Source organism: Ensifer sp. YR511, from assembly GCF_900103045.1.
GTDB classification, from domain to species: domain Bacteria; phylum Pseudomonadota; class Alphaproteobacteria; order Rhizobiales; family Rhizobiaceae; genus Ensifer; species Ensifer adhaerens.
In genome coordinates this window covers 14,548-39,200 of record NZ_FNGR01000001.1, presented here as the reverse complement: position 1 = coordinate 39,200, position 24,653 = coordinate 14,548, and the positions used below count along the sequence as shown (strand labels likewise).

Below are 24,653 nucleotides of genomic sequence, written 5' to 3'. Positions count from 1 at the left end.
AATGGAACGGGCGATCCTGGAAACACTCAATCTTGCGCGCGCGGCCCGCCGCGCCGCCGTCACCGCCAGCGATCTTACCGGTGGTGTCCGCGTCTACCTCGAAGGCGACGACTGTCCAGAACCCTGGCGCGAAGCCGTTGCCCGTGCCTTGCGGTCCGGCCGAGCCGGGATCGTCGAAACCGGGCAGGGCTCCTTCTTCCTCAATGTCTACCTGCCGCCGCCGCGCATCCTCGTCATCGGCGCGGTGCATATTTCACAGGCCCTGGCGCAGCTTGCGCCCGTTGCCGGCTTCGACATGACCATCATCGATCCGCGTACGGCCTTTGCCACGCCGGAACGTTTTGCCGGCGTCGACCTCATCGCCGATTGGCCGGAGGACGCCCTGAAACTCAGACCGCTCGACCGCTTCACGGCACTTGCAGCCGTGACGCATGACCCGAAGATCGACGACGAACCGATCCGGGCGGCACTGTCGGCCGGTTGTTTCTATGTCGGTGCGCTCGGCAGCCGCAAGACACATGCCACACGGATCGAAAGACTGCGGCATGCGGGTGTCGCCGATGCTGACATGGCCCGCATCCGTGCGCCGATCGGTTTCGATATCGGCGCGGCAAGTCCTGCCGAAATCGCGGTTGCGATCCTCGCCGAAATCATCGAGGCGCTGCGACGGCGGGACGTTGCTTCCGCAGGGAGTGGAGTATGAGGTTCGGCCCGATCAAGGTCGCAGAAGCAGAGGGCGCGATGCTCGCGCATGCGGTGAAGGTCGGTGATGCCAGGCTGCCGAAGGGGCACCGGGTCACAGCCGCCGACATCGTCGCTTTGACCGCTTCAGGCGTCGTGGAGGTGGTGGCCGCCCGCCTTGATGCCGGCGACCTCCCGGAAGACGAGGCAGCCACGCGCATTGCCGCTTCCATAGCCCCCGATCATCTCCGGTTTTCGCGGGCAGCGACCGGCCGCGTCAACGTCTATTCCGAGGTCGCAGGCCTCTTCGTTGCGAGCCGCGAAATTGTCGATCGCTTGAACCGCCTAGATCCCTCCATCACCTTCGCCTGTCTCGACGACCATATGCCGGTGCAGCCCGGCGATATGGTCGCAACGATCAAGATCATCCCGCTTGCGGTCGCCGGCGCCTTCGTCGAGCAGGCGGAGAGGCTTCTGCGCGACCATCGCGCCTTCGAGGTCAAGCCGTTTGCGCCGCGTCGCGCGGCCTTGATAGCAACGGAGTTGCCGAACCTCAAATCCCAGGTCATGGACAAGACCCATGCCATCCTCGCGGCGCGGCTGCGACAGGCCGGAAGCGAACTCTTCACCGAACGGCGCGTCGCGCATAGCGAAGACGCCGTGGGGGCGGCGATCGCCGAAATGCGATCAACGCACGACCTGCTGATCGTCTTCGGCGCTTCGGCGGTCGCCGATCCCGAAGACGTCATTCCGGCGGCGATCCGGCGGGCCGGCGGCGTGGTCGATCATGTGGGAATGCCTGTTGACCCCGGTAATCTTCTCGTTCTCGGCCGCGTCGGCGAAACGCCGGTCATCGGTGCACCCGGCTGCGCCCGCAGCCCGCGCGAGAATGGTTTCGACTGGATCCTCGACCGGATCCTCGCCGGCGAGTGGCCGAGCTTCGACGATATTACCGGCCTTGGCGTCGGCGGCTTGTTGAGTGAGATCCCGACCCGGCCGCAGCCACGCGAACATGCAACGGAGTTGTCATCCGGCTCGGTTTCAGTCGTCGTTCTGGCCGCTGGCCGGGCCAGCCGTATGGGCGCTGACGGCGGGCACAAACTTCTCGCAACTTTCGATGGCGTGCCGCTCGTGCGCCGCAGCGTCGAAGCCGCGTTTAAGGCCGCTCCGGGCAAGGTCAGCGTCGTGACCGGCCACCGCGAGGCCGATATCCGCCACGCGCTGCAAGGGCTGCCGGTGACGTTCGTTTCCAACCCCGACTACATTTCGGGCATGGCCTCTTCGCTGACGGCCGGGCTTTCGGCAGTCGGGGCGCGGGCGCCGGGCATGCTGGTGATGCTTGCAGACATGCCCGGGATAACCGGCGACGATCTGTGCCGGCTCATCGAACGTTTCGTCGCCGAAGGTGGCCGCTCCATCATCCGCGCGACCGCAGGCGGACAGCGCGGCAATCCGGTGATCCTGCCGCGACAGACATTTTCGGCGATCAAGCAACTGGTCGGAGACGTTGGTGCAAGGCACATTATCGAAAAGAGCGGGCTGCCGGTCATCGATGTCGAACTCGGCGCGGCGGCGCGCCTCGATCTCGACACGCCGGAACAGATCGTCGCCGCCGGCGGTATCTTGGAGGAACAGACGCGTGGATAATGCCGCAATCGAAGACATGTTCGCGGTCCTCGGGCCGGTGACCATCAAGCGGATGTTCGGCGGCAAGGGCATTTATTGCCAGGGTGTGATCTTCGCCCTTGAGGTCGATGGCGAAATTCTGCTGAAGGGCGACGAGCAAACAGCGCCGGCGCTGGAGGCGGCCGGTTCGCGGCAATGGGCCTATGACGGCAAGGGCAAGCCGGTGAAGATGCCCTATTGGAGCATTCCGGACGACGCATTCGATGATCCGGACGAGATGGCGCGGTGGGTGCGGCTTGCCTATGAGGCGGCGCTACGCTCCAGGAAGTAGGCCGTCCAGCCTATGCGCGGCAGCTGCGCCTCAGATGAAAATATTGACACGATCACCACGTTTCCCATCGGCGCGCCCAAGTGACATCGGCCGGATCCGTTGGTGCCCGCGGAACGCCGCCGACAGCGGCACCAGCAATGCACAGAACGAGGGACGTACGAAGAACACCGGCCCCGGTGGGCGGCTGCTATGCGGCGACGCCCTGTTCATGCCTGCGCAAGGCATCGGCGGCATCGGCGGTAAAGCGGGATAGCGGTTGGGGCAGGGCGTCGAGGCTAAACCAGCCGAATTCGGAAAGCTTGTCCGGTTCGGTGAGTTGAGGTTCACCTGAGCAATCCCGGGTCACATAGATCATAGAGATCCAGTGCTGGCGGTCAGCGTCGATCACCTGTTCGCTGAGGCAGAGGAATTCGGTCGAGCCAATCTTGAGGCCGGATTCTTCTTCGGCCTCGCGGCAGGCCGCAGCCTGCGAACGCTCCATGTGATCGACCTTGCCGCCGACGATGTTCCAATGCCCGGCCTCAGGCGCATTGACGCGCCTGTAGAGCAGAATCTTGCCATCGCGCACGATGACAAGTCCGCAGCCGAAGCCCGGAAAATCGATGCCCGGCTGGCCCATCCTTTCGGATCAGGCCTTGCCGGCAATCAGCATGAAGGCAGGGATTTCGTCGCCGAAGCCGACGGGCGTCGGGCCGTCGTCATAGTCGCGGCGGTGACGGTTGCGGCGGTCGCGATTGTCGTCGTTGGCAGGGTTCGATGCACGCACCGGACGATCGCCACGGTTGTTCTGTGCCTGCTTGTTCTCTGCGCTGCGTGCCGGTTTCACCGATTCCGCCCTTTCCACGACTGTTTCAATTTCGGCCTCACTATCGGCGCGCACGGTATCGGATTTATGATCGGAACGGGCCTTGGAGCCGCGATCCCCATCTTTTTTCCGGTCCTTGCGGCCATCACGACCGCGTTCACGGCGGCCGGTATCGTGGCTTTCCATCGGCTCAGGCAGATTGGAAAGGTCGCCGTTCAGCCATTCGACCTTCTGGCCGATCAGCTTTTCGATGGCGTCGGAGAATTTCGTGTCGCGCTTGGTCACCAGCGTGAAGGACGCGCCCGAGCGGCCGGCACGGCCGGTACGGCCGATGCGGTGGACGTAGTCTTCCGCATGGATCGGAACGTCGAAGTTGAAGACGTGGCTGACATCAGGGATATCGAGGCCGCGGGCCGCAACGTCGGAGGCGACGAGCAGCTTGATGTTGCCGTCCTTGAAGTTGGCCAGCATCGTCATGCGCGACCGCTGGTCCATGTCGCCATGGAGCGCACCGACGGAGAAGCCGTGGCGGTCGAGCGAACGGAAGAGGTCGGCGACATCCTTCTTGCGATTGCAGAAGATGATCGCGTTCTTCAGTTCGTCCTGGGCGCGAATCAGATCACGCAGTACCGCGCGCTTCTCGTAATCCTTGGCATGCGCTGCAACGAAGCGCTGCGTCACCGTCTGAGCCGTGGAAGCCGGGCGGGCGACTTCGACGCGCTCCGGGTTCTGCAGGAAGCGGTCGGCAAGCTTCTGGATTTCCGGCGGCATCGTCGCCGAGAAGAACAACGTCTGGCGCGTGAACGGGATCAGCTTGGCGATGCGCTCGATATCGGGAATGAAGCCCATGTCGAGCATACGGTCGGCCTCGTCGATGACCAGGATTTCCACGCCGCTCATCAGCAGCTTGCCGCGCTCGAAGTGGTCGAGCAGGCGGCCGGGCGTGCAGATCAGCACATCAGCGCCACGCTCAAGCTTGCGGTCCTGCTCGTCGAAGGACACGCCGCCGATCAGAAGCGCGATGTTGAGTTTGTGGTTCTTGCCGTACTTGTCGAAGTTCTCTGCGACCTGTGCGGCGAGTTCGCGCGTCGGCTCCAGAATGAGCGTACGCGGCATGCGCGCGCGGGCGCGGCCCTTTTCGAGCAGCGTCAGCATCGGCAGCACGAACGAAGCGGTCTTGCCCGTGCCCGTCTGGGCGATGCCCAGAATATCACGACGCTGCAGCGCCGGCGGGATAGCGCCTGTCTGGATCGGGGTCGGGATTGTGTAGCCCGCATCGGTGACAGCGGAGAGAACTTTTTGGCTCAGGCCAAGGTCAGCAAAATTGGTCAAAGGGAAATCTGTTTCCGTTCCGGTTCAATAGAACACTGATCGATCGATGGAAAACGCACGAGCACGTGGCCGCGCTCTTAAGCTGAACGCCGCCGAAAGTCAAGAAATCCAGCACGTTGAAGCAGTAAAAGGTAAATAGTGGCGAATCTGTCGCATTTCTTGTCAAGCGGAACCGCGCGGTAGCGTCAGTTCATATAGCTTGCGAGGTTGGTGCTCGCATCCAGAAACCGCATGGGATCCACGGCATTGCCGTTCAGCCGGATTTCATAGTGCAGGTGCGGTCCGGTGGAGCGCCCGGTGTTGCCGGACTTGGCAATGACTTCGCCAGCCTTCACCCGGTCGCCGGCTTTCACCAGCACGGTGGAAAGGTGGGCGTAGCGCGTCGCGACACCATTGCCATGGTCGATCTCGACCATGTTTCCATAGCCGCCCGTCAACCCTGCATTGGTCACCGTTCCAGGCGCTGCCGAGCGGATGCGCGTGCCGACCGTTGCGCGAAAGTCGATGCCGGCATGCAGCGCCAGACGCCCGAGAAACGGATCAAGCCGGTTGCCGAAATCGCTGGTGATGTCGCTGGCCGGCGAGGGGTTGCCGAAGGGCAGCTTGCGGACCTCGGCGCGCGTGCGGTCGAGCTCCAGGAGTGCGGTATCGAGCGCGGCAAGCGAACGGCCAAAATCGTCATCGTTCACAGGCTCGACGAAGGGACCGCCGATCGCCGTCTCGGCGGAGCCGGATATGTCGTTGGCCGGAATCAACTCGGCGACATCGTCAACGGGCAGGTCGACACCGGTGCGCCCGACGATCGAGCGAATCGCATCCGACGTCTTCGCCGCACCGTCCGTCAGTCGCTGGACCCGTGTCATCTGCTCGCGCTCGACATCCTTCAGCGAGAGCGTCACTTTTGAGAAAATCCGGTCGGCGCGGTCGGAACTTGATTCGCCGGCATCGGGTGCTGCATAGGCGAGGGCGGGGACAGCCGCAGCACTGACCGGCGCAACGGTCAGTCCCATCAGCTTCTCAATCGCCTTGACACTGCCGCTGCTGCTCGCATCGGCGCGTTTTTCATAGGCAAGCGGCTCGACGGCCGCAGGCGCATCGGTTGCGGTCGTGACGCCGGAATTTTCGGCCCTTTCGACCAGGGCGCCGAGCTTTCCGTTGCGCGAGGTCAGCGCCATCTGCTGGCGCAGCAGCTTCTCGACCTTTTCCTCGACCACTTGCTGGTCGAGCAGTTGCCGGCTGGTGACCCGATCGACCTGCGCCCGCAGCGCGGTGATCCGATCTTCGTATTCATGCTGCATGCGGGCCTGGCGGGCAATCGTGCCGCCGATCAGGTCGTCGCGCAAAACCAGATAGGAAGTGGCCGCGAGATAGCCGATGCTGCAGACGCCTGCAAAGGAGACAGCGATCGCCGCCATCCACGGGCGCACGGTCATGTGCCGGACCTTGTCGCCGCTGGCCAGGATCAGGACGTGATTCTGCTTGCGTTTTCCAAAGGTACGATTTGCCTGATGTCCAGACACCCGTTCTCTCCCGCCATGTGCGCGTTGCCTCGCATCACCTGGGGATCATTACACTTTGTTAGGGTTAACAATCGGTAAGCAAGATTGCGGGAAGGTGATGCCCGCTATCGATTGGTCGAAGCGGTCATCGAGCGGTAGAACGACGGCGTCAGGCCGGCCTCGGCGCGGGCGATATCGTTGAACGGCGCCTTCAGGGGACCGCGGAAATTGGCGCGCACCAGCTGCTGGAAGGTCGCTGCCGGGTCCTTCTTCTCGCGGGCGCAGAGAAAGCGGAACCATTTGGCGCCAACGGCGACGTGGCCCTTCTCGTCCTCGTAGATGACGTCGAGCACGGCCGCACTCTCGAAGTCGCCGGTTTCGCGCATCTTGGCCTGAAGCGCTGGCGTCACGTCGAGACCGCGCGCTTCGAGAATGAGCGGCACGACGGCGAGCCGCGCCGTCAGGTCGTTGCGCGTATCGTGCGCCGCCTGCCAGAGGCCGTCATGGGCAGGCAGGTCGCCATAGTCGGCGCCGAGGTCGTTCAGGCGCTGGCGGACCATGCGGAAGTGCTTCGCCTCTTCGAAGGCGACACGCATCCAGCCGTCGAAGAAGGAATTGGGCACCGGCTCGGTTGCAAAGCGGGCGACGATATCAAGGGCGAGATCGACGGCGTTCAATTCGATATGGGCGATGGAGTGCAGAAGTGCGATTCGGCCCTTCAGCGAACCGAGAGACCGGCGCTTGACCTGCGTCGGTGGCGTCAGCACCGGCTTGTCCGGTCGGCCCGGGCGCACCGGCACCGGCCGGTCGAGCGGCGAGCGCAGCGACAGCGTGCGGCGCTGCCAGCGCCGGGCGGCTTCCTGCGCGAGCGCCGTCTTGACCTCGAGGTCGGCGGCGCGGATCGCTTCGACTGCACCGCCCCGCAGGCTGTGGAACACGGGCAACTCGGTCATCGGCGCCCTCAGATCGCCTTTGCGGCGTCAAGGACCTCGCGGGCGTGGCCGTCCACCTTCACCTTTTCCCAAACCCTGACGACGACGCCGTCGGCGCCGATCAGGAAGGTGCTGCGCTCGACCCCCATGTACTTGCGCCCGTACATCATCTTCTCGACCCAGACGCCATAGGCTTCGACGACCGATTTCTCCTCGTCGGCAGCGAGCGGCACCGTCAGGTTGTGCTTCTTGGCGAAGCGGTCGTGCTTCTTCACCGAATCGGGCGAAAGCCCGATCAGGGCTATGCCGGCTGCGGCGAATTCGTCGGCAAGTTCCGAAAACGAGATCGCCTCAAGCGTGCAGGCCTGCGTATCGTCCTTCGGATAGAAGAACAGAACAACCGGGCGGCCGCGCAGGGCCGAGAGCGAAATCGTACCGCCGCCGTCACGCGGCAGGGTGAAGTCGGGAGCGACATCTCCGGGACCGGGTCTTGCCATGATTAAACCTTCCTTCCGCCAAGTTTTGCAGACAATCGCGCGCTACTGCATGTTTTCATTGGTCTTTGCCGACCAGAGGGCAAAACGTGCAGTGCTCAAGGTAGTCGAGCGACATTTGCGCGCCACAAGGCGCGCGGCGCTCTTGGGCATAGCGAAAATCGTCGACTGCCGTCCAGCGCATTTGTGCTAGATTCGACAGGTTTCGGACGGCATGGGCCGCTACGAAACGTTGCAGTCGCCTGCGCGCGCGAATTCCATCGCAGGTGGTCGCTTTCCACAGCATGGTCCCGCGTCCCTTGGTGACTCGGCACGATGACATGTGGTCTACAAGAAGCGAGAAGTGGTCGCCCCGAAATGACAGAGACGGAGGGCGACGACGAAGCTCGTATCGTATGGAGGACGCCCGCGCTGATGAGTGAGATCCGCGGCGAAAAAGTCGGCTTTCGCAAGAAAGACATCGTCGCGTTGCATGCGTTGCCTTCGGCGCAGGCGCACGAACCCATGATCGTGCACGCGCCGCGCAAGAACAAAGCCGCGCGCTTCTGTGCCAAGATCGCACTGCTGACATCGCTGCTCGCGCTTTCCATCGCGGCGATCCTCATTGTCGTCATCGAAAGCGGGGTGATGGACAGCACGCTTAACGCGCGCGCCCGCACCGCACTCAATGCAGCGCTCGGCGATGCCTACCGCGTAGAGGTCGGCAGCACTGTGGTGCGCATGACCGCGAGCGGCGCGATTGCGCTCAGAGCCCGCGAAGTGGCGCTCAGCGAAGCGTCCTCGGGCCAGCCGGTCGCCAAGCTCCGCGCGATCTCGATCGCGCTCGACCCGCTGGCGTTGATGACCGGACGCATCGCCGTCTCCAACCTCGAAGCGGAAGGCGGCGATTTCGATTCCGGGTTGCTGCCGCGCGGCGAACCGCTCGATCTCACCAAGATCCGCATTGCCGACGTTGGCGATACGCTGGAGGCAATCTTCTCCCACGTCGACCGCATATCGCAGATGGCGGCCGGCCGCGGCAGCCAGAAGGTCACGCTGTCGGATTTCAGCTTCTCCGTCATCGGCTCCCGCGATCGCGTCGTGCCCGTCGTCGCCAACGCGCTCGAGTTCAACCGTGACGCCGGCGGCTCGATGAGCGTCAAGGGCAGCGTCACCGTCGACGGGGTGGACGTCGATCTCAGCGCCGACGCCCTTGGCGACAAGGGGCACATGACCGGCTTCGAAGCGTCGATCACCAATCTGCCGCTCGCACCGTTCTTCTACCACGGTAAAGTCGGCTCGGAGCCGCCCTTCGGCGTCGTCGCATCGGCCGGGCTGTCGCTGAAGGCGACACGGGCCGCGGGCAATGCGAAACCGGATCTGCGCGTGACCGTGCGCACGTCCAAGGGCGAGTTCCACGCAGGCAACCTCGTCTCGACGCTCAATGCCTCGCAAATGGACGTCGCCTATGACTTCGAGCGCTCGTCCGTCGAAATTCTGCCGTCGGCCGTCAAGATCGGCCGTTCGACCTTTCCGTTTACCGGAGCGATTATCGACCTCGACAAGATTGCCGGCGCAACGGAGAAGGGGTTTGCCATCGACCTCCTGCTCAAGAACGCAAGCTCCGCCCCGGAAGACGTCGCCGACGCGCCACTGATCTTCGATGCCAAGGCAAATGGCCGGTTTGTGTCGGACAAGCGCCAACTGATCTTCGACCAGCTCGCCGTGTCGACCCCGCTCGGTTCGATGTTCGGATCGCTTTCCGTCGCCTTCGGCAAGACATCACCGCAGATCAGCTTCGCCTCGGTCAGCGATCGCATGGAGGCGACCGCCGTCAAGCAATTGTGGCCGTGGTGGTTGGCCAAGGGCGCGCGGCGCTGGGCGATCGCCAACCTCTTCGGCGGCACGGTCACCAATGCCCGCATCGAAGTATCGGTCGCCGAGGGGCGGATCGCCACCAACGAAGGCGAGCTCAAGCTCAACGAGCAGGAGCTCAATATCAACTTCGATATCGACGACACGCGCATCAACATCACCGGCGAGATACCCCCGCTGCGCGACACCTCCGGCAAGTTCAAGCTGAGCGGCCAGCGCATGACAGCCGAGATCGAGAAGGGGACCGCCTTCTTCCCGTCTGGACGCGCGGTCGCGCTCAACGGCGGCGACTTCATCCTTCCCGACGTCTACACGAAACCACTGATGGCGGAGATGAAGATCGAGGTTGGCGGCGATGCCGATGCGATCGCCGAGCTCGTGAGCTACAAGCCGATTCAGGCGCTACAAAAGACCCCGCTGCTGCCGGAAGATTTCAGCGGTCCTCTGACCGCCGTCGTGGGCGCCCGTTTCGGCCTGATCTCGGATCAGAAGCCGCCGAAGCCGCTCTATCAGGTACAGATGCAGCTCGATAAGGTCACCGTCCAGAAGGCCATGTTCGGGCGCGCCGTAGAGGATCTCGTCGGTACATTTCGGGTCGATAATCAGCAGGCGGTCCTCGATGCGGATGCCCGTATCGAAGGCGCGAAGGTCAAGGTCGCGCTGACGGAACCGGTCGATTCCGGTTCGACCGTCAAGCGTTCGCGCGAGATTTCGGGCTCGCTGGAGCAGGGTGTTTGGCAGAAACTGATACCTGGGCTTTCTCGGATCGTTTCCGGACCGATCACGATCGACGTTGCAATCGACGAGGCGAGCCGGCAGACGGCAGAGATCGACCTCACGAAAGCCCAGCTCTCGCTTCCCTGGATCGGCTGGAGCAAGGGCGTCGGGATTCCGGCCGAGGCGCAGTTCACGTCCTCGATGGACGGCAAGATCGCAACAATCAGCAATTTCGCGGTTGCCGGCGACGGCTTTGGTGCGCGCGGCAAGCTGCAGATCGACGATGGCGGTCTGCTCTCGGCGGATCTCGACAATGTCCGCCTGGCGCAGGGCGACGACTTCAAGGTCTCCATCGACCGCACCAGGGGCGGCTACACCGCGTCGCTCAGCGGCGCTGCAGCCGATATCAGGCCGATCCTGGCCCAATTGAAGACCGGAAGCGACCAGAACCAGGGTGGTGGCGACGACATTGCCATCAAGGCCCAGCTCGATCGCGTCACCGGTTTCAATGGCGAATCGCTCTCGAACGTCAATCTGGTCTACGGCGAGCGCGGACGTCAGATCGAGGACGTCAACCTCTCGGCCGTGACGAGCAGCGGTCAGGCGCTGGTTGCCCGGCTCGCCAAGGCCGGTGCCGACAACACGCTAGAGCTGACTACGGGAGATGCCGGCGCGCTGGCGCGGTTTGCCGACATCTACCAGAACATGCGCGGCGGCCTGCTCAATCTCAAACTGCGTGACCGTGGCGGGCGCTCCTGGCGGGGCAGCGTCGATATCCGAAAGTTCCAGCTCGTCGGCGAGCAGCGCCTGCAATCGATGGTGTCGACGCCCACCGGTGCCGACGGCCGAAGCCTGAACCAGGCCGTGCGCCGTGACATCGACGTCAGCTCGGCCCGCTTCGAACGCGGCTTCGCGCAACTGGCGCTCGACCGTGGCGCGATCCGCGTCGAGGGCGGCGTGCTGCGCGGCACCGATGTCGGCGCGACCTTCCAGGGAACGGTGCGCGACAACAATGGCATCATGGACATGACTGGCACTTTCATGCCGGCCTATGGGCTGAACCGCATCTTCGGCGAACTGCCGCTGATCGGCGTGCTGCTCGGCAACGGCCGCGACCGCGGCCTGCTCGGCATCACCTTCAAGCTCAACGGCCCGTTCAACCAGCCGAAGCTGACGATCAATCCTTTGTCGATCATCGCGCCGGGCGTCTTCCGCAGCATCTTCGAGTTCCAATGAAGAAGGCCGACGCACTGCATGTCCTTAAATCGTCGCCGATTTAAGGACAAAACATGCAGCACTTCAAAGTTCTACAGCGACCTTTGCGCGTCTTAACAGACGCGCGGCGCTGTCGGGCCGGCCCTTCAAATTCTTGAGTGGCGCTCCGGTTCAGGCCGGGCGCACCAGAATGTGCTTCTTCTTGCCGAGCGACAGCTTGACGACATTGTCGGCGGTCACGTCGCCGGTGCCGATGATCCGACGCTCGTCGCTGACGGCCTCGTCGTTGATCCTGACGGCACCGCCCTGGACATGGCGACGCGCCTCGCCGTTGGAAGCGGCAAGACCGGCGCGTACGATCAGCGTCAGCAGGCCGAGGCCGGCTTCAAGCTCAGCCGTCGGGATCTCGACCGAAGGCAGGTCGGCGGCAAGCGCGCCTTCCTCGAAAGTCTTCCGAGCGGTCTCCGCCGCCTGCTCGGCGGCCGGTCGGCCGTGCAGCATGGCGGTGATCTCGGTTGCCAGGATCTTCTTGACCTCGTTGATCTCAGAGCCGCCAAGCTCGGAGAGCCGATCGATCTCGGCCATAGGCAGGGTCGTGTAGAGCTTCAGGAAGCGGGTGACGTCCGCATCCTCGGTGTTGCGCCAGTACTGCCAGAAGTCATAGGCCGACAGCATGTCCGGGTTCAGCCAGATGGCGCCGTTGACCGACTTGCCCATCTTTGCGCCCGACGAGGTGGTCAGAAGCGGCGAGGTCAGGGCATAGAGCTGCTCGGTGCCCATGCGGTGGCCGAGGTCGATGCCGTTGATGATGTTGCCCCACTGGTCCGAGCCGCCCATCTGCAGGCGGCAGCCGGTGCGCTTGTGCAGCTCGACGAAGTCGTAGGCCTGCAGGATCATGTAGTTGAATTCGAGGAAGGACAGCGACTGCTCGCGATCAAGCCGCGTCTTGACGCTGTCGAAGGACAGCATGCGGTTGACCGAGAAATGACGGCCGACGTCGCGCAGGAATTCGAGGTAGTTGATGCCGAGCAGCCAGTCGGCGTTGTTGATCATCAACGCGTCCTTGGGGCCTTCGCCATAGCTGAGGTAGTTGGAGAACACCGTCTTGATGCTGGCGATGTTGGCGTCGATCGTCGCCGGCGTCATCAGCTGGCGAGCCTCGTCCTTGAAGGACGGGTCGCCGACCATGCCGGTGCCGCCGCCCATCAGCGAGATCGGCCGGTGGCCGGTCGCCTGCATCCAGTGCAGCATCATGATCTGGATCAGGCCGCCGGCATGCAGGCTCGGCGCCGTCGGGTCGAAGCCGATATAGGCCGTCACGGTTTCCTTCCGGAACAGTTCGTCCAGGCCAGTCTCGTCGGAGATCTGGTGGATGAAGCCACGCTCGCTGAGGGTGTGAAGGAAATCGGACTTGAAACCGGACATGATCTGTCTCTCTTGCGGGGGGAGTTTTTGAACGAACGGGCGTTTAGCACTGTTTTTGCGCATAATCACTTCAAAAGTGATTCTGGAAATATTGACCCGCATGACACAGACAAGAACCGCAATCGGCCTGATGAGTGGCACGAGCATGGACGGCATCGACGTGGCCCTGTTGCGAACCGACGGGGAGACCGTCGTCGAGCGCGGACCATCTGCCAGCTTTCCCTACGACGCGCAATTTCGGGATCGTTTGAAGCAGGGACTGGTTGAAGCGAAGGCGATCACGCAACGTGACCAAAGGCCGGGCGCCCTTGATGCGCTTGAGCGCGACCTGACGCTGCGACACGCAGAAGCGGTCAAGACCTTCCTCAAACAGAACAACCTGTCGGCGGCTGATATCGACGTGCTCGGCTTTCACGGACAGACCGTGCTGCACCGCCCGGACGAGGCCCTGACGGTGCAGATCGGCGACGGCGCGCTCCTTGCCGGAGAAACGGGCATCGATGTCGTCTACGACATGCGCGCCAACGACATGGAACATGGAGGGCAGGGCGCGCCGCTGATCCCCGCCTACCACGCGGCACTGGCGCGAGGCGCGGCCGGCCTTCCAGCACCGGTTGTCTTCGTCAACATCGGCGGCATTTCCAACCTGACCTTCATCGGCGAAGGCGAGACGCTCATTGCCTATGACAGCGGTCCCGGCAACACGCTGATCGACCAGTGGGTCGAAGCGCATGCCGGCATTCCCTTCGACCAGGGCGGCATGATCGCCAGCGAGGGAACGGTGCTGCCGGCGCTTGCCGAACGCTATCTCACCAATGCCTTCTTCTCCGCGGCCACGCGCCGCTCTCTGGACCGGAGCGATTTTGCACCGCCGGCCGGAAGCGATGCGAGCCTTGCCGACGGCGCACGTACGCTTGCCCATGTCACGGCGGCAGCGATCATCAAATCGGCGGGGCACTTGCCACAGCGGCCAGTCACCTATGTCGTCTGCGGCGGCGGCCGGCTCAATCCGGTGATCATGCGTGACCTCGCTTCGCTTGCCGAAGTAGAGGGCGCGACAGTGCTTGCGGCGGAGGCGGTGGGCTTCAACGGCGATTCGATGGAGGCCGAGGCCTGGGCCTACCTCGCCGTGCGTGCCTTGCGAGGCCTGCCGCTTACCTATCCGGGTACGACGGGCGTGCGGCAACCGGTCAGCGGCGGCCGGCGCGCGGAACTTGAAGTTGATCTCGCGTTTCGCCATAAGTCCGTCATCCCAACGGATTAATCAAATTTTCGCAACAGCGAATTAGGATCTCAGCCGCTGCCACTGGAGGTGGCGAGGAGCGGCTTGGTGCCGCACGAGGGTTTCGGGTTCGTCGATGGGTGGTGCGATTTCTCTGCTGGCCGTGAATTTCATCATCGCGCAGATCTTCACGGCCGCATTTCTCATCATTGCCGCAAAGAGCCGGCAGCGGCGTGCGGCGCTCTGGTGCGCTGCCGGATTTGCCGTCGCCTCGCTTGCAGCCGTCTGCGAAACGATCGTTCCCTTTTCCTCGACCCCGCGGCTCTTTGCCGTCAGCGCCTTTGCCTGCGTGCTCGGCGGCTTCTGTCTTCTGCGTTTTGGCCTCGGCCTTTTCTATCAAGTGCCGGTGCGCGTGCCGTTGCTCGGCGCCTTCTTCGTCGCCGGCGTTTCCCTGGACCTGGCGATCTACGACCTGCCGAGAGGCACCTGGGAGCATGCGATCCCGTACCAGGCGCCCTTTGTCGTGATCCAGGCGTGGACGGCATCGGTCGTCCTTCGCTCCGGCCGTCGCACCTTCTTTGACTGGCTGTTGTTCGGCCTGCTGGCGCTCTCGGCCGCCTACTACCTCGTAAAGATCTATGCCGCGGTCGTCGCAGGCTCGGGCGTAACGGCCCAGGACTATGTTTCCAGCCCGTTTGCGCTCATCTCGCAGGCGCTCGGTGCGATCCTCATCGTCGGCGCCGGCCTTGCCATGCTCGGCGTGATGGTCAAGGAGATTGTCGACGACGCGCAGGCGCGCTCGGAAATCGACCTGCTCTCCGGCCTCTACAATCGCCGTGGCTTCATCGAACGGGTCATGCCGCTCCTGCACGCCCGCACCACCCAGACGCCGGGAACAGTCATTCTCGCCGACCTCGATCGCTTCAAGTTGGTCAACGACACCTATGGCCACCTCACGGGCGACGAAGTCATTCGCCGATTCGCCCGGGTGCTGATGGACGTGATGCCCAACCGCGCCGTCGCCGGCCGTCTCGGCGGCGAAGAGTTCGCGGTGTTTCTGCCCTGCACGGATCTATCCGAAGCGCGCGTCGTCGCCCACGGCATGCGTGCGGCGATCATGTCCCAGCAGATCGGCGGACTTCCGGAAGCAGCAAGGGTGACGGCGAGCTTCGGCGTCACGGCCGTCGGCATCGGCGAGGCGCTCGATCCGGTGATACAGCGCGCCGACGAGGCGCTCTATACAGCCAAGGCCAACGGTCGCAACCGTGTCGAATGTGCCGAAGCACCGACCACGGTCGTCAACCCAAGCGTTCCACACTGGATCGGGCGGTCATAGACGACCGGCGTCTAGGCGATGCATTTCTCTCGGAGAAACCGGAGGATGTCTTCGGTGAACTGGTGCGGGTTCTGCAGTATCGAAAAATGGCTGACCTCAGGCTGGATCAACAGGCCGGCCCCCGGAATGTTGTCGGCGATTAACAGCGTGTCGTCCCGTTTGATGGCTTCCTCATGGTCGCCATCCACCACCCAGACAGGGACCCGGATTTTCTGAAGGTCGTCGGCCGTGATGTTCGGCTGCGAAGTCCACATCGCCATCATCTCGTCGAAGAAGCGCTTAAATCCCCCTGGCGTCGACGACAGCAGGGCGTACTCTTCGCCCGTTCGCGCGATATAGGCGTTGAAGACGACGCTCTTGGTAAAATCGTGTGTTCCGGATGGATTGCTGTTTGCCCCGAAGGAAAAGACACCGGCTATGAGATCGGGATGCCCCATCGCCAGCAGGAGCCCGATAATCGCGCCGTCGCTCCAACCGATGATGACCGCCTTTGGCAACCTCAGGTGAGCCATCAGTGCCATGACATCGCCTGCCATGAGATCATAGCTCATGCTCCCACTACCTCGGGAGCTGCGTCCGTGACCCCGGCTGTCCATCACGATGACCTGACAGGTTTTGGCGAGCTCCGTGACCTGAAGCCCCCAATAGTCGGAATTGCCTAGCCCGCCATGTAGCAAAATGACGGGAGCACCCGAACCATACACCGCGTGCCAGATCCTGGCGTCCGCGAGCTCGACAACACCCTCACGTCCGCCAGCCGGAAGCTGCGGAGTGGCGGGCAGGGTTAGCCACCTCGGCTCGCACGCCGACACATTCGACACCTGCGACATGGCTCCCTCCCGTGAATGCTGCTCGGCTCTGCCCCACCCAGACAGCCTAGACTTGCACTATACGCCGATCACACGGCGCTGAAACTCATCCTATCGGGTGAGAGTTTTTGCAGCCTTCGGGCGCACGACCATGGGGCGCATTTGTCCATAAAAAACGCCGCGCACCCGAAGGGGTACGCGGCGCTCCTGTACGTGGCCCGGGTTTTCAGCGAATACGCTTGGCGGCCGGCTCCGGTGTCAGTTCGCCGTTGAGGCGACGGTCGAGGTAGTCCTCGCATTCCGTCATCAGGCCTTCGACCTGGCCGTTGAAGAAGTGGTTGGCGCCGGGCACCGTCTTGTGGGTGATGAGAATGCCCTTCTGCGCCTTCAGCTTCTCGACGAGGCCGTTGACGTCCTTTTCCGGCGCAACCTTGTCGGAATCGCCGTTGATGATCAGACCCGAGGACGGGCAGGGCGCGAGGAACGAGAAGTCGTAGATGTTCGGCTGTGGCGCGACGGCCATGAATCCTTCGATTTCCGGGCGGCGCATCAGGAGCTGCATACCGATCCAGGCACCGAAGGAATAGCCGGCAACCCAGCAGCTCTTCGAATCCGGATGCAGGCTCTGCACCCAGTCGAGCGCGGATGCCGCATCCGAAAGCTCGCCGGCGCCGTGGTCGAATTCGCCCTGGCTGCGGCCGATGCCGCGGAAGTTGAACCGGAGCGTGGTGAAGCCGCGCTTCTGGAACATATAGAAGAGCTGGTAGACGATCTGGTTGTTCATCGTGCCGCCGAACTGCGGGTGCGGGTGCAGGATGATGGCGATCGGCGCGCTCTTCTGCTTCGAAGGCTGATAACGGCCTTCGAGGCGGCCGGCGGGTCCGTTGAAGATGATTTCGGGCATTGGCTCTCCGGGAGTGTTCCTGGTTCGAATCTTGGGTTCAGATCGCGATGAGTCTTGACGAAAGCAGTCAGCTTTTCTAAAACCTAGTTTAGAACCGTTCAAAACTTCTGTGCGGGCATTCCGCCTTGTGCTTCGTCTCATAAGGCAAGCGGCGCGGAAAATTCAAGGAAAATGCATCGCCAGAGGTTGCGGGCCTGTGACCTGTTGATCTAGCGAAGGAAATCATGTCGAGTTCGCGCATCTATATGGACTGGAACGCCACGGCGCCGCTTCTGCCCGAAGCGCGCGAGGCTTGCCTGTCGGCGCTCGACCTCCTTGGCAACCCTTCTTCCGTTCACGGAGAGGGCCGCGCGTTGCGCACGTTGATCGAAAACGCCCGTCGCGACGTGGCAGCGCTCTGCGGCGCCAAGCCTGGCAGCGTCATCTTTACCAGCGGCGCCACGGAAGCGGCCAACCTGGTGCTTACGCCCGATTTCCGCATGGGCCGCACGCCGCTGAAGATCGGCCGGCTCTATGCCTCGGCGATCGAGCACCCGGCCGTGCGCGAAGGCGGACGCTTTCCGCGCGAAGCCCTCAGCGAAATCCCGGTGATTTCAGACGGCGTCGTCGATCTCCCGGTGCTGAGGGAGCTGTTATCCGCGCATGATCGCCAGCTCGGCTTGCCGATGGTTGCCGTCATGCTGGTCAACAACGAGACGGGCATCATCCAGCCGATCGCCGCGATCGCCGAGATCGTTCGCGCCCATGGCGGCATTCTCGTCGTCGACGCGGTGCAGGCCGCCGGCCGCGTGCCGCTTTCGATTGAAGACCTCGCCGCCGATTTCCTGATCGTCTCCTCGCACAAGATCGGCGGCCCGAAGGGCGCCGGCGCGCTGGTGGCGCGCGGCGAGGTTATGATGCCCGCACCGCTGATCCGCGGCGGCGGACAGGAAAAGGGGCACCGTTCCGGGACTGAAAATCCGGTGGCGATTGCCGGCTTTGCAGCGGCCGCCCGGAAGGTCGGCGAAGATGTCGGCCAACGAATGGGCGTGGTCAGCGCGTTGCGCGACATGCTCGAAGGCGAGATGCTGGCCGCGGCAACCGACGTGGTTATTCACGGCCGCGACGTTTCGCGCGTTGGCAACACGATCTTCTTCACGCTTCCTGGCCTCAAGGCCGAGACCGGGCAGATTGCCTTCGATCTCGAAGGTGTGGCGTTGTCGGCGGGTTCCGCCTGCTCCTCGGGCAAGGTCGGGCAGAGCCACGTGCTGACGGCGATGGGTTACGATCCGCGCCAGGGCGCACTTCGAATCTCGATCGGCGAGGGCACGACACAGGCTGATATCGACCGTTGCGCCGCGGTCTTTGCAAAGGTAGCAGCAAGAAGACGAGCGCCCGGACAAGCAGCCTGAGCGGAACGACCGGACGAAATTGCGGAAAAGCAATTTTCCGCTTGGCAAACAGGGTGAAAAGCGCCTTTTAGCCATTACATAAGCGGTGTGCCAAGCGCATCGTGTTGACAAGCTGCCGGACCTTGGATCCGGCAAGATTGGAGAACGACATGCCTGCCGTGCAGGAGACCATTGATCAGGTCCGTCAGATCGACGTTGACCAGTACAAATACGGTTTTGAGACGACCATCGAAGTCGAGAAGGCCCCGAAGGGTCTCTCGGAAGACATCATTCGCTTCATCTCCGAGAAGAAAAACGAGCCGGAATGGATGCTGGAATGGCGTCTTGAGGCCTATCGCCGCTGGCTGACGCTCGATGAGCCCACCTGGGCTCGTGTCAGCTATCCCAAGATCGACTTCAACGACATCTACTACTACGCGGCGCCGAAGGGCATCACGGGTCCGACGTCGCTTGAAGAGGTCGACCCCGAGATCCTCAAGGTCTACGAAAAGCTCGGCATTCCGCTGAAGGAACAGGAAATCCTGGCCGGCGTGCAGAAGTCGAAGATCGCCGTCGACGCCGTCTTCGACAGCGTCTCGGTCGTTACCACCTTCAAGGAAGAGCTGAAGAAGGCCGGCGTGATCTTCATGTCGATCTCCGAGGCGATCCGCGAGCACCCAGATCTCGTCAAGAAGTATCTCGGTTCCGTCGTTCCGACGACCGACAACTACTATGCGACGCTGAACTCCGCAGTCTTCACCGACGGCTCCTTCGTCTACGTGCCGAAGGGCGTTCGTTGCCCGATGGAACTGTCCACCTACTTCCGTATCAACGAGAAGAACACCGGCCAGTTCGAGCGCACGCTGATCATCTGCGAAGAGGGCGCCTACGTGTCCTATCTCGAAGGCTGCACCGCACCGCAGCGCGACGAGAACCAGCTTCATGCCGCCGTCGTCGAACTCGTTGCGCTCGATGACGCAGAGATCAAGTACTCGACGGTCCAGAACTGGTATCCGGGCGACAAGGAAGGCAAGGGCGGCATCTACAACTTCGTCACCAAGCGTGGCGATTGCCGTGGCAAGAACTCCAAGATCTCCTGGACGCAGGTCGAAACCGGTTCGGCGATCACCTGGAAGTATCCGTCCTGCATCCTGCGCGGCGACGGTTCGCGCGGCGAGTTCTACTCGATCGCGGTGTCCAACGGTCACCAGCAGATCGACAGTGGCACCAAGATGATCCACCTCGGCAAGAACACGTCGAGCCGCATCGTCTCCAAGGGTATTGCTGCCGGCGTCTCGGAAAACACCTATCGCGGCCAGGTTTCGGCCCACCGCAAGGCCGAGAATGCCCGCAACTTCACCCAGTGCGATTCGCTGCTGATCGGCGACAAGTGCGGCGCGCATACCGTTCCTTACATCGAGGCGAAGAACTCGACGGCACAGTTCGAGCACGAAGCCACGACGTCGAAGATTTCCGAGGACCAGCTGTTCTACTGCCTGCAGCGCGGCATCCCGACCGAAGCGGCGATCGCGCTGATCGTCAACGGCTTCGTCAAGGAAGTCATCCAGGAACTGCCGATGGAATTCGCCGTCGAAGCGCAGAAGCTGATCGGCATCTCGCTTGAAGGCTCGGTGGGCTAAGGCCCTGGACTGAAAATTGAATGGCGCGCACCGAGAGTTTGCGCGCGAACGAACGTTCGTTTCCCAAGAGGACGATAGAAATGCTTGAAATCAAGAACCTGCACGCCCGCATCGCCGAAGACGGCACCGAGATCATCCGTGGCCTGAACCTGACCGTGAAGGCCGGCGAAGTTGCCGCCATCATGGGCCCGAACGGCTCCGGCAAGTCGACGCTCTCCTACATCCTCTCGGGCCGCGAAGATTACGAAGTCACCGAAGGCGACATCCTCTACAACGGCGAAAGCATCCTGGAACTCGACGCGTCCGAGCGTGCGGCCAAGGGCATCTTCCTTGCCTTCCAGTACCCGGTCGAAATCCCGGGCGTTGCCACCATGCAGTTCCTGAAGGTGGCGATGAACGAACAGCGCAAGTATCGCGGTGAAGACGAGCTGACGACGCCGGAATTCATGCGCCGCGTCAAGGAAGCCGCTGCCGAGCTGAAGATCGCACCGGAAATGCTGCGTCGCCCGCTCAACGTCGGCTTCTCCGGCGGTGAGAAGAAGCGCGCCGAAATCCTGCAGATGTCGCTGCTCCAGCCGAAGCTTTGCGTGCTCGACGAAACCGACTCCGGCCTCGACATCGATGCGCTGAAGATCGTCGCCGACGGCGTCAACGCCCTGCGTTCGCCGGATCGCGCCGTCGTCGTCATCACCCACTACCAGCGCCTGCTCGACTACATCGTGCCGGACACCGTACACGTCCTCTACAAGGGCCAGGTGATCAAGTCGGGCGACAAGACGCTGGCGCACGAACTCGAAGCCAACGGCTACGCGGATATCATCGAGGCCGCAGCTTAGAGCCTGTTGAAGGAGTGTTCGAATGAATATGCAACAGGCAATCAAGATGACGGCGGCCGAGACGGCGCTCGTCGACGCCTATACCGCGCAGATCGGCGATCTGCCGGGTGACGGTTCGGTGCTTTCGGTTCGCGACACGCTGGTGCACGAACTGAGGACTGCGGGTCTGCCGACCCGCCGTGTCGAATCCTGGCACTACACCGACCTGCGCACGCTGCTGCGCGCGGTGCCGGCTACCGATCCGACGGCTTTTGCCGATCGCGTCGACGCGCTGGTTCCGGGCTCGACGGTGTTTTCGGTCCGAAACGGCCAGGCCGAGGTCAAGGGCAACCTTCCCGAGGGCGTGACGGTCCGCTCCTATGTCGACAGCCTGCTCGACGGTTCGGCCACGGCTGGCCTCGCTGTGCTCGGCTTTGACGACGCGATCGGCCGCATCAACGGCGGTCTCGTGCGCGGCGGTCTCGAAATCGCCGTCGGCGATGATGCAACGGTCGAAAATCCACTGGAAATTCAGCTGGTACAGAGTGTCGGCCAGGCGCATACGCGCTTCCCGGTGACGTTCGGCGCCAACGCCAAGGCAACCGTGATCGAGCGGCATCTGTCGACCAAAGACGGCGAGAGCTTCGTCTCCTCCGTTAGCGACATTACGCTCGCCGACGGTGCCGATGTCATCTGGATCATCCTGCAGCAGCAGGGCGCTGCCGATACCCATCTCGGCCAGATCCGCTTCGACCTCGGCAAGAATGCCAAGCTGCATCTCTTCGTGATCAACGCCGGCGGCAAGCTGGTGCGCCAGGAGATTCATGGCAAGACGAGCGGCGAGGGTGCGGATTTCAAACTGCGCGGCATCAACCTGCTCGGCGGCGAGAGCCACACGGACGTGACCTTCACGCTCGGCCACAACGTACCGCACACCACGTCGACGGAGATCATCCGCAACGTCGTGTTCGATCGTGCCAAGGGCGTGTTCCAGGGCAAGATCCTGGTTGCCAAGGACGCGCAGAAGACCGACGCGAAGATGGCATGCAACACGCTGCTTCTGTCCGACGACGCCGATCTCTCGGCGAAGCCTGAGCTGGAGATCTTCGCCGACGACGTGCAGTGCGGGCACGGTGCGACGGTTGCCGATATCGACCACACGCAGCTCTTCTACCTGATGGCGCGCGGTGTTCCGGAAAACAAGGCTCGGGCCATGCTCGTCAATGCCTTTGTTGCCGAGATCGTCGAAGAGCTGGAAGATGACGAGGCGCTGGTCGAGGCGCTGGAAGAGGTCATCTCGACCTGGCTCGACAAGCACGCCTGACGGGCTGTCTGCGTAATTCCTTAAATCGGCGTCGATTTGGGGTAAAATTGCGCAGGACTTCAACATGTTGCAGTGCGCTTAGCGCGTTCTCAGGGACGCGCGGCGACGTGGCGAAATTGGATTGAAGACATGGAACACTCTGTACCGGTGCCCGCCTACGACGTCGAAACGATCCGCAAGGATTTTCCGATCCTGTCGAAAACCGTCTACGGCAAGCCGCTCGTCTATCTCGACAACGGCGCATCGGCACAGAAGCCACAGGTCGTGATCGATGCGATCTCTCATGCCTATTCCAACGAATACGCCAACGTCCATCGCGGCCTGCATTACCTGTCGAATGCCGCGACGGAAGCCTATGAGGCGGCACGCGAAAAGGTGCGCCGCTTCCTCAATGCCCCATCGGTCGACAACGTCATCTTCACCAAGTCCTCGACCGAGGCGATCAACACGGTCGCCTATGGCTACGGCATGCCGAAGCTTGGCGAGGGTGACGAGATCGTACTGTCGATCATGGAGCACCACTCCAACATCGTTCCCTGGCATTTCATCCGCGAACGCCAGGGCGCCAAGCTCGTCTGGATCCCGGTCGATGACGACGGCGCGTTGCACGTCGAAGATTTCGTCAAGTGCCTGACGGACAAGACCAAGCTCATCGCCATCACCCATATGTCGAATGCGCTCGGAACCGTCGTTCCGGTCAAGGAAATCTGCCGCATCGCCCGCGAGCGCGGGATTCCGGTTCTGGTCGATGGCAGCCAGGGCGCCGTGCACATGCCGGTCGATGTCCAGGACATCGACTGCGACTGGTATGTGATGACCGGCCACAAGCTCTACGGCCCCTCCGGTGTCGGTGTGCTCTACGGCAAGACGGACCGGCTGAAGGAGATGCGACCGTTCCTCGGCGGCGGTGAGATGATCGAGGTGGTGACCGAGGATTATGTTACCTACAACGATCCGCCGCACCGGTTCGAGGCCGGCACGCCCCCGATCGTGCAGGCAATCGGCCTTGGCTATGCGCTCGATTACATGGACAAGCTTGGTCGTGCAGCGATCCAGGCGCATGAAGCCGATCTGACGGCCTATGCGCGCGAGCGCCTCTCGTCGGTCAATTCGCTGCGGGTCTTCGGCAACACGCCCGACAAGGGCAGCATTTTCGCCTTCGAGCTTGCCGGCATTCATTCGCACGATGTGTCGATGGTGATCGACCGTGCCGGTGTCGCTGTTCGCGCCGGTACCCATTGCGCCCAGCCGCTCTTGAAACGTTTCGGCGTGACCTCCACATGCCGTGCATCCTTCGGGCTCTACAACACACGGGCCGAGGTCGATGCGCTGGTCGACGCGCTGGAGCATGCACGAAAGTTCTTCGCCTAAGAAGTTTGTAAAAGGTTCAGGGATTTATCCCAATCTGCTGAACCACTAGAGAAAGTCCAGGAGGCCGACATGAGCCTTGATGCAACGGAAGAAAAGGTCGACGTCCGCGAGGGCATCGTGCATTCGGCGATCCCAACCGAAGAGATTGCGCGCCTCAGCGACGACATCATCGCGGCGCTGAAGACCGTCTACGACCCGGAAATCCCGGCCGACATCTTCGAACTCGGTCTCATCTACAAGATCGACATCGAAGACGACCGCATGGTCAAGATCGACATGACGCTGACAGCACCCGGCTGCCCGGTGGCGGGCGAGATGCCGGGCTGGGTCGAGAACGCCGTCGGCGCCGTCGAGGGCGTCTCAGGTGTGGAGGTCAAAATGACCTTCGATCCGCCGTGGACGCCGGACCGCATGTCAGAGGAAGCACAGGTCGCCGTCGGGTGGTACTGAGCCTCGCGTATTGATCCGTTAAGGCACGGATACTACATTTGATTCTGTAAGGCGCCGGGCCTTTACCCCGGTGACGACAAGGAGAATGAGCCCATGGGCTTTGCCGTGATGAGCCTGACCGATGCCGCTGCCGGCCGAGTGCGTGCGATCGTCGAGAATTCCGGCGCCGATGCCAAGGGCATTCGCGTCGGCATCAAGAAGGGTGGCTGCGCCGGCATGGAATATGCCGTCGATCTCGTGACCGAGCCGAACCCCAAGGACGACCTGATCGAGCATCAGGGCGCCAAGGTCTGGATTGCGCCGGAAGCCGTGCTCTATCTGCTCGGCACGCAGATGGATTTCGAAGTGACGACGCTGCGCTCCGGATTCACCTTCCACAATCCCAACCAGACATCCGCCTGCGGATGTGGCGAATCGGTCGAGCTGAAGCCGGCCGATCTGGCCGCACTTGCGGCACAGGGTGACGCCGTAGTGCGCGCCAACTGAGTTTTACCATTCCTT

The 24,653-nt window shown here is 62.7% G+C and carries 22 protein-coding genes; 13 read left to right on the top strand and 9 right to left on the bottom strand.

Annotated elements, in window-relative coordinates; all coding sequences use genetic code 11:
- Window position 1 precedes the first annotated feature (1 nt).
- The 3 genes from BLU15_RS00175 to BLU15_RS00165 are packed head-to-tail and all read left to right on the top strand — an operon-like array spanning window position 2 to window position 2,638.
- Window positions 2-703: an XdhC family protein gene (locus BLU15_RS00175; RefSeq protein ID WP_090293844.1), complete on the top strand. Its 702-nt coding sequence runs from the start codon at window positions 2-4 to the stop codon at window positions 701-703.
- Window positions 700-2,328, top strand: a complete 1,629-nt coding sequence (locus BLU15_RS00170; protein WP_090293842.1) for an NTP transferase domain-containing protein — start codon at window positions 700-702, stop codon at window positions 2,326-2,328. The genes BLU15_RS00175 and BLU15_RS00170 overlap by 4 nt, the downstream gene beginning before the upstream one ends.
- Window positions 2,321-2,638, top strand: a complete 318-nt coding sequence (locus BLU15_RS00165) for a TfoX/Sxy family protein (RefSeq protein WP_034794374.1) — start codon at window positions 2,321-2,323, stop codon at window positions 2,636-2,638. Before BLU15_RS00170 ends, BLU15_RS00165 begins: the two co-directional genes overlap by 8 nt.
- Window positions 2,639-2,825: 187 nt before the next feature.
- On the opposite strand, the gene BLU15_RS00160 is transcribed toward BLU15_RS00165, so the two are convergent.
- The 6 genes from BLU15_RS00160 to BLU15_RS38820 form a co-directional block, all read right to left on the bottom strand.
- Window positions 2,826-3,257 (bottom strand): NUDIX domain-containing protein, encoded by a 432-nt coding sequence (locus tag BLU15_RS00160; protein ID WP_090293841.1) that lies wholly within the window; start codon window positions 3,255-3,257, stop codon window positions 2,826-2,828.
- Between the two features lie 9 nt (window positions 3,258-3,266).
- On the bottom strand, window positions 3,267-4,775 hold the full coding sequence (locus BLU15_RS00155; protein WP_034794369.1) for a DEAD/DEAH box helicase: 1,509 nt from the start codon (window positions 4,773-4,775) through the stop codon (window positions 3,267-3,269).
- Between the two features lie 185 nt (window positions 4,776-4,960).
- Entirely contained in the window at window positions 4,961-6,295 is a 1,335-nt protein-coding gene (locus tag BLU15_RS00150) for a M23 family metallopeptidase (RefSeq protein ID WP_244546684.1), read from the bottom strand.
- Window positions 6,296-6,399: 104 nt separating this feature from the next.
- A complete protein-coding gene (locus BLU15_RS00145; RefSeq protein WP_034794364.1) occupies window positions 6,400-7,227 on the bottom strand; it encodes a ferritin-like domain-containing protein in 828 nt (275 codons plus the stop codon).
- Between the two features lie 8 nt (window positions 7,228-7,235).
- On the bottom strand, window positions 7,236-7,703 hold the full coding sequence (locus BLU15_RS00140) for a peroxiredoxin (protein ID WP_090293840.1): 468 nt from the start codon (window positions 7,701-7,703) through the stop codon (window positions 7,236-7,238).
- 55 nt (window positions 7,704-7,758) lie between these two features.
- Window positions 7,759-7,986, bottom strand: a complete 228-nt coding sequence (locus tag BLU15_RS38820) for a hypothetical protein (RefSeq protein WP_143034188.1) — start codon at window positions 7,984-7,986, stop codon at window positions 7,759-7,761.
- 128 nt (window positions 7,987-8,114) lie between these two features.
- Here BLU15_RS38820 and BLU15_RS00135 point away from each other — a divergent pair, with 128 nt between their 5' ends.
- Window positions 8,115-11,507, top strand: coding sequence for a YhdP family protein (locus BLU15_RS00135; protein WP_090294410.1), 3,393 nt, complete (start codon window positions 8,115-8,117; stop codon window positions 11,505-11,507).
- Between the two features lie 150 nt (window positions 11,508-11,657).
- Here the strand turns inward: BLU15_RS00135 and tyrS are convergent, their stop codons facing one another.
- Window positions 11,658-12,911: a tyrosine--tRNA ligase gene (gene tyrS / locus BLU15_RS00130; RefSeq protein ID WP_034794357.1), complete on the bottom strand. Its 1,254-nt coding sequence runs from the start codon at window positions 12,909-12,911 to the stop codon at window positions 11,658-11,660.
- A gap of 100 nt (window positions 12,912-13,011) precedes the next feature.
- On the opposite strand from tyrS, the gene BLU15_RS00125 reads away from it, so the two are divergent.
- Together BLU15_RS00125 and BLU15_RS00120 are read left to right on the top strand one after the other, a co-directional pair.
- Complete coding sequence (locus BLU15_RS00125) at window positions 13,012-14,175, top strand: anhydro-N-acetylmuramic acid kinase (RefSeq protein WP_090293838.1); 1,164 nt, start codon at window positions 13,012-13,014, stop codon at window positions 14,173-14,175.
- 94 nt (window positions 14,176-14,269) lie between these two features.
- Window positions 14,270-15,469: a GGDEF domain-containing protein gene (locus BLU15_RS00120; protein ID WP_060585115.1), complete on the top strand. Its 1,200-nt coding sequence runs from the start codon at window positions 14,270-14,272 to the stop codon at window positions 15,467-15,469.
- 11 nt (window positions 15,470-15,480) lie between these two features.
- Here the strand turns inward: BLU15_RS00120 and BLU15_RS00115 are convergent, their stop codons facing one another.
- The gene (locus BLU15_RS00115) at window positions 15,481-16,299 is read right to left on the bottom strand and encodes an alpha/beta fold hydrolase (RefSeq protein ID WP_090293837.1); all 819 of its coding nucleotides are present in this window, start codon (window positions 16,297-16,299) and stop codon (window positions 15,481-15,483) included.
- A gap of 205 nt (window positions 16,300-16,504) precedes the next feature.
- Window positions 16,505-17,182: an alpha/beta hydrolase gene (locus tag BLU15_RS00110; RefSeq protein WP_034794344.1), complete on the bottom strand. Its 678-nt coding sequence runs from the start codon at window positions 17,180-17,182 to the stop codon at window positions 16,505-16,507.
- A 224-nt stretch (window positions 17,183-17,406) separates the two neighbouring features.
- On the opposite strand from BLU15_RS00110, the gene BLU15_RS00105 reads away from it, so the two are divergent.
- From BLU15_RS00105 to sufA, 7 genes are all read left to right on the top strand, one after another.
- Entirely contained in the window at window positions 17,407-18,573 is a 1,167-nt protein-coding gene (locus BLU15_RS00105) for a cysteine desulfurase family protein (RefSeq protein WP_060520764.1), read from the top strand.
- 149 nt (window positions 18,574-18,722) lie between these two features.
- Window positions 18,723-20,192 carry a Fe-S cluster assembly protein SufB gene (gene sufB / locus BLU15_RS00100; RefSeq protein ID WP_060520765.1) on the top strand — a complete coding sequence of 490 codons (1,470 nt, stop codon included), beginning with the start codon at window positions 18,723-18,725 and terminating at the stop codon, window positions 20,190-20,192.
- Between the two features lie 80 nt (window positions 20,193-20,272).
- The gene (gene sufC / locus BLU15_RS00095) at window positions 20,273-21,028 is read left to right on the top strand and encodes a Fe-S cluster assembly ATPase SufC (protein ID WP_034794631.1); all 756 of its coding nucleotides are present in this window, start codon (window positions 20,273-20,275) and stop codon (window positions 21,026-21,028) included.
- 22 nt (window positions 21,029-21,050) lie between these two features.
- Window positions 21,051-22,331, top strand: coding sequence for a Fe-S cluster assembly protein SufD (sufD, locus tag BLU15_RS00090; RefSeq protein WP_034794325.1), 1,281 nt, complete (start codon window positions 21,051-21,053; stop codon window positions 22,329-22,331).
- A 129-nt stretch (window positions 22,332-22,460) separates the two neighbouring features.
- A complete protein-coding gene (locus tag BLU15_RS00085; RefSeq protein ID WP_090293835.1) occupies window positions 22,461-23,702 on the top strand; it encodes a cysteine desulfurase in 1,242 nt (413 codons plus the stop codon).
- A gap of 69 nt (window positions 23,703-23,771) precedes the next feature.
- Window positions 23,772-24,152, top strand: a complete 381-nt coding sequence (locus tag BLU15_RS00080) for an SUF system Fe-S cluster assembly protein (RefSeq protein WP_034794321.1) — start codon at window positions 23,772-23,774, stop codon at window positions 24,150-24,152.
- Window positions 24,153-24,245: 93 nt separating this feature from the next.
- Complete coding sequence (sufA, locus tag BLU15_RS00075) at window positions 24,246-24,638, top strand: Fe-S cluster assembly scaffold SufA (RefSeq protein WP_034794319.1); 393 nt, start codon at window positions 24,246-24,248, stop codon at window positions 24,636-24,638.
- Window positions 24,639-24,653: the final 15 nt, after the last annotated feature.

Coding starts and splice junctions, on each gene's coding strand:
- sufC (WP_034794631.1), top strand. CDS start 20,273: ATGCTTGAAATCAAGAACCTGCACGCCCGCATCGCCGAAGACGGCACC.
- BLU15_RS00140 (WP_090293840.1), bottom strand. CDS start 7,703: ATGGCAAGACCCGGTCCCGGAGATGTCGCTCCCGACTTCACCCTGCCG.
- BLU15_RS00110 (WP_034794344.1), bottom strand. CDS start 17,182: ATGCCCGAAATCATCTTCAACGGACCCGCCGGCCGCCTCGAAGGCCGT.
- BLU15_RS00115 (WP_090293837.1), bottom strand. CDS start 16,299: ATGTCGCAGGTGTCGAATGTGTCGGCGTGCGAGCCGAGGTGGCTAACC.
- BLU15_RS00160 (WP_090293841.1), bottom strand. CDS start 3,257: ATGGGCCAGCCGGGCATCGATTTTCCGGGCTTCGGCTGCGGACTTGTC.
- BLU15_RS00120 (WP_060585115.1), top strand. CDS start 14,270: ATGGGTGGTGCGATTTCTCTGCTGGCCGTGAATTTCATCATCGCGCAG.
- sufA (WP_034794319.1), top strand. CDS start 24,246: ATGGGCTTTGCCGTGATGAGCCTGACCGATGCCGCTGCCGGCCGAGTG.
- BLU15_RS00175 (WP_090293844.1), top strand. CDS start 2: ATGGAACGGGCGATCCTGGAAACACTCAATCTTGCGCGCGCGGCCCGC.
- BLU15_RS00170 (WP_090293842.1), top strand. CDS start 700: ATGAGGTTCGGCCCGATCAAGGTCGCAGAAGCAGAGGGCGCGATGCTC.
- BLU15_RS00085 (WP_090293835.1), top strand. CDS start 22,461: ATGGAACACTCTGTACCGGTGCCCGCCTACGACGTCGAAACGATCCGC.
- sufD (WP_034794325.1), top strand. CDS start 21,051: ATGAATATGCAACAGGCAATCAAGATGACGGCGGCCGAGACGGCGCTC.
- tyrS (WP_034794357.1), bottom strand. CDS start 12,911: ATGTCCGGTTTCAAGTCCGATTTCCTTCACACCCTCAGCGAGCGTGGC.
- BLU15_RS00135 (WP_090294410.1), top strand. CDS start 8,115: ATGAGTGAGATCCGCGGCGAAAAAGTCGGCTTTCGCAAGAAAGACATC.
- BLU15_RS38820 (WP_143034188.1), bottom strand. CDS start 7,986: ATGCTGTGGAAAGCGACCACCTGCGATGGAATTCGCGCGCGCAGGCGA.
- sufB (WP_060520765.1), top strand. CDS start 18,723: ATGCCTGCCGTGCAGGAGACCATTGATCAGGTCCGTCAGATCGACGTT.
- BLU15_RS00125 (WP_090293838.1), top strand. CDS start 13,012: ATGACACAGACAAGAACCGCAATCGGCCTGATGAGTGGCACGAGCATG.
- BLU15_RS00105 (WP_060520764.1), top strand. CDS start 17,407: ATGTCGAGTTCGCGCATCTATATGGACTGGAACGCCACGGCGCCGCTT.
- BLU15_RS00080 (WP_034794321.1), top strand. CDS start 23,772: ATGAGCCTTGATGCAACGGAAGAAAAGGTCGACGTCCGCGAGGGCATC.
- BLU15_RS00145 (WP_034794364.1), bottom strand. CDS start 7,227: ATGACCGAGTTGCCCGTGTTCCACAGCCTGCGGGGCGGTGCAGTCGAA.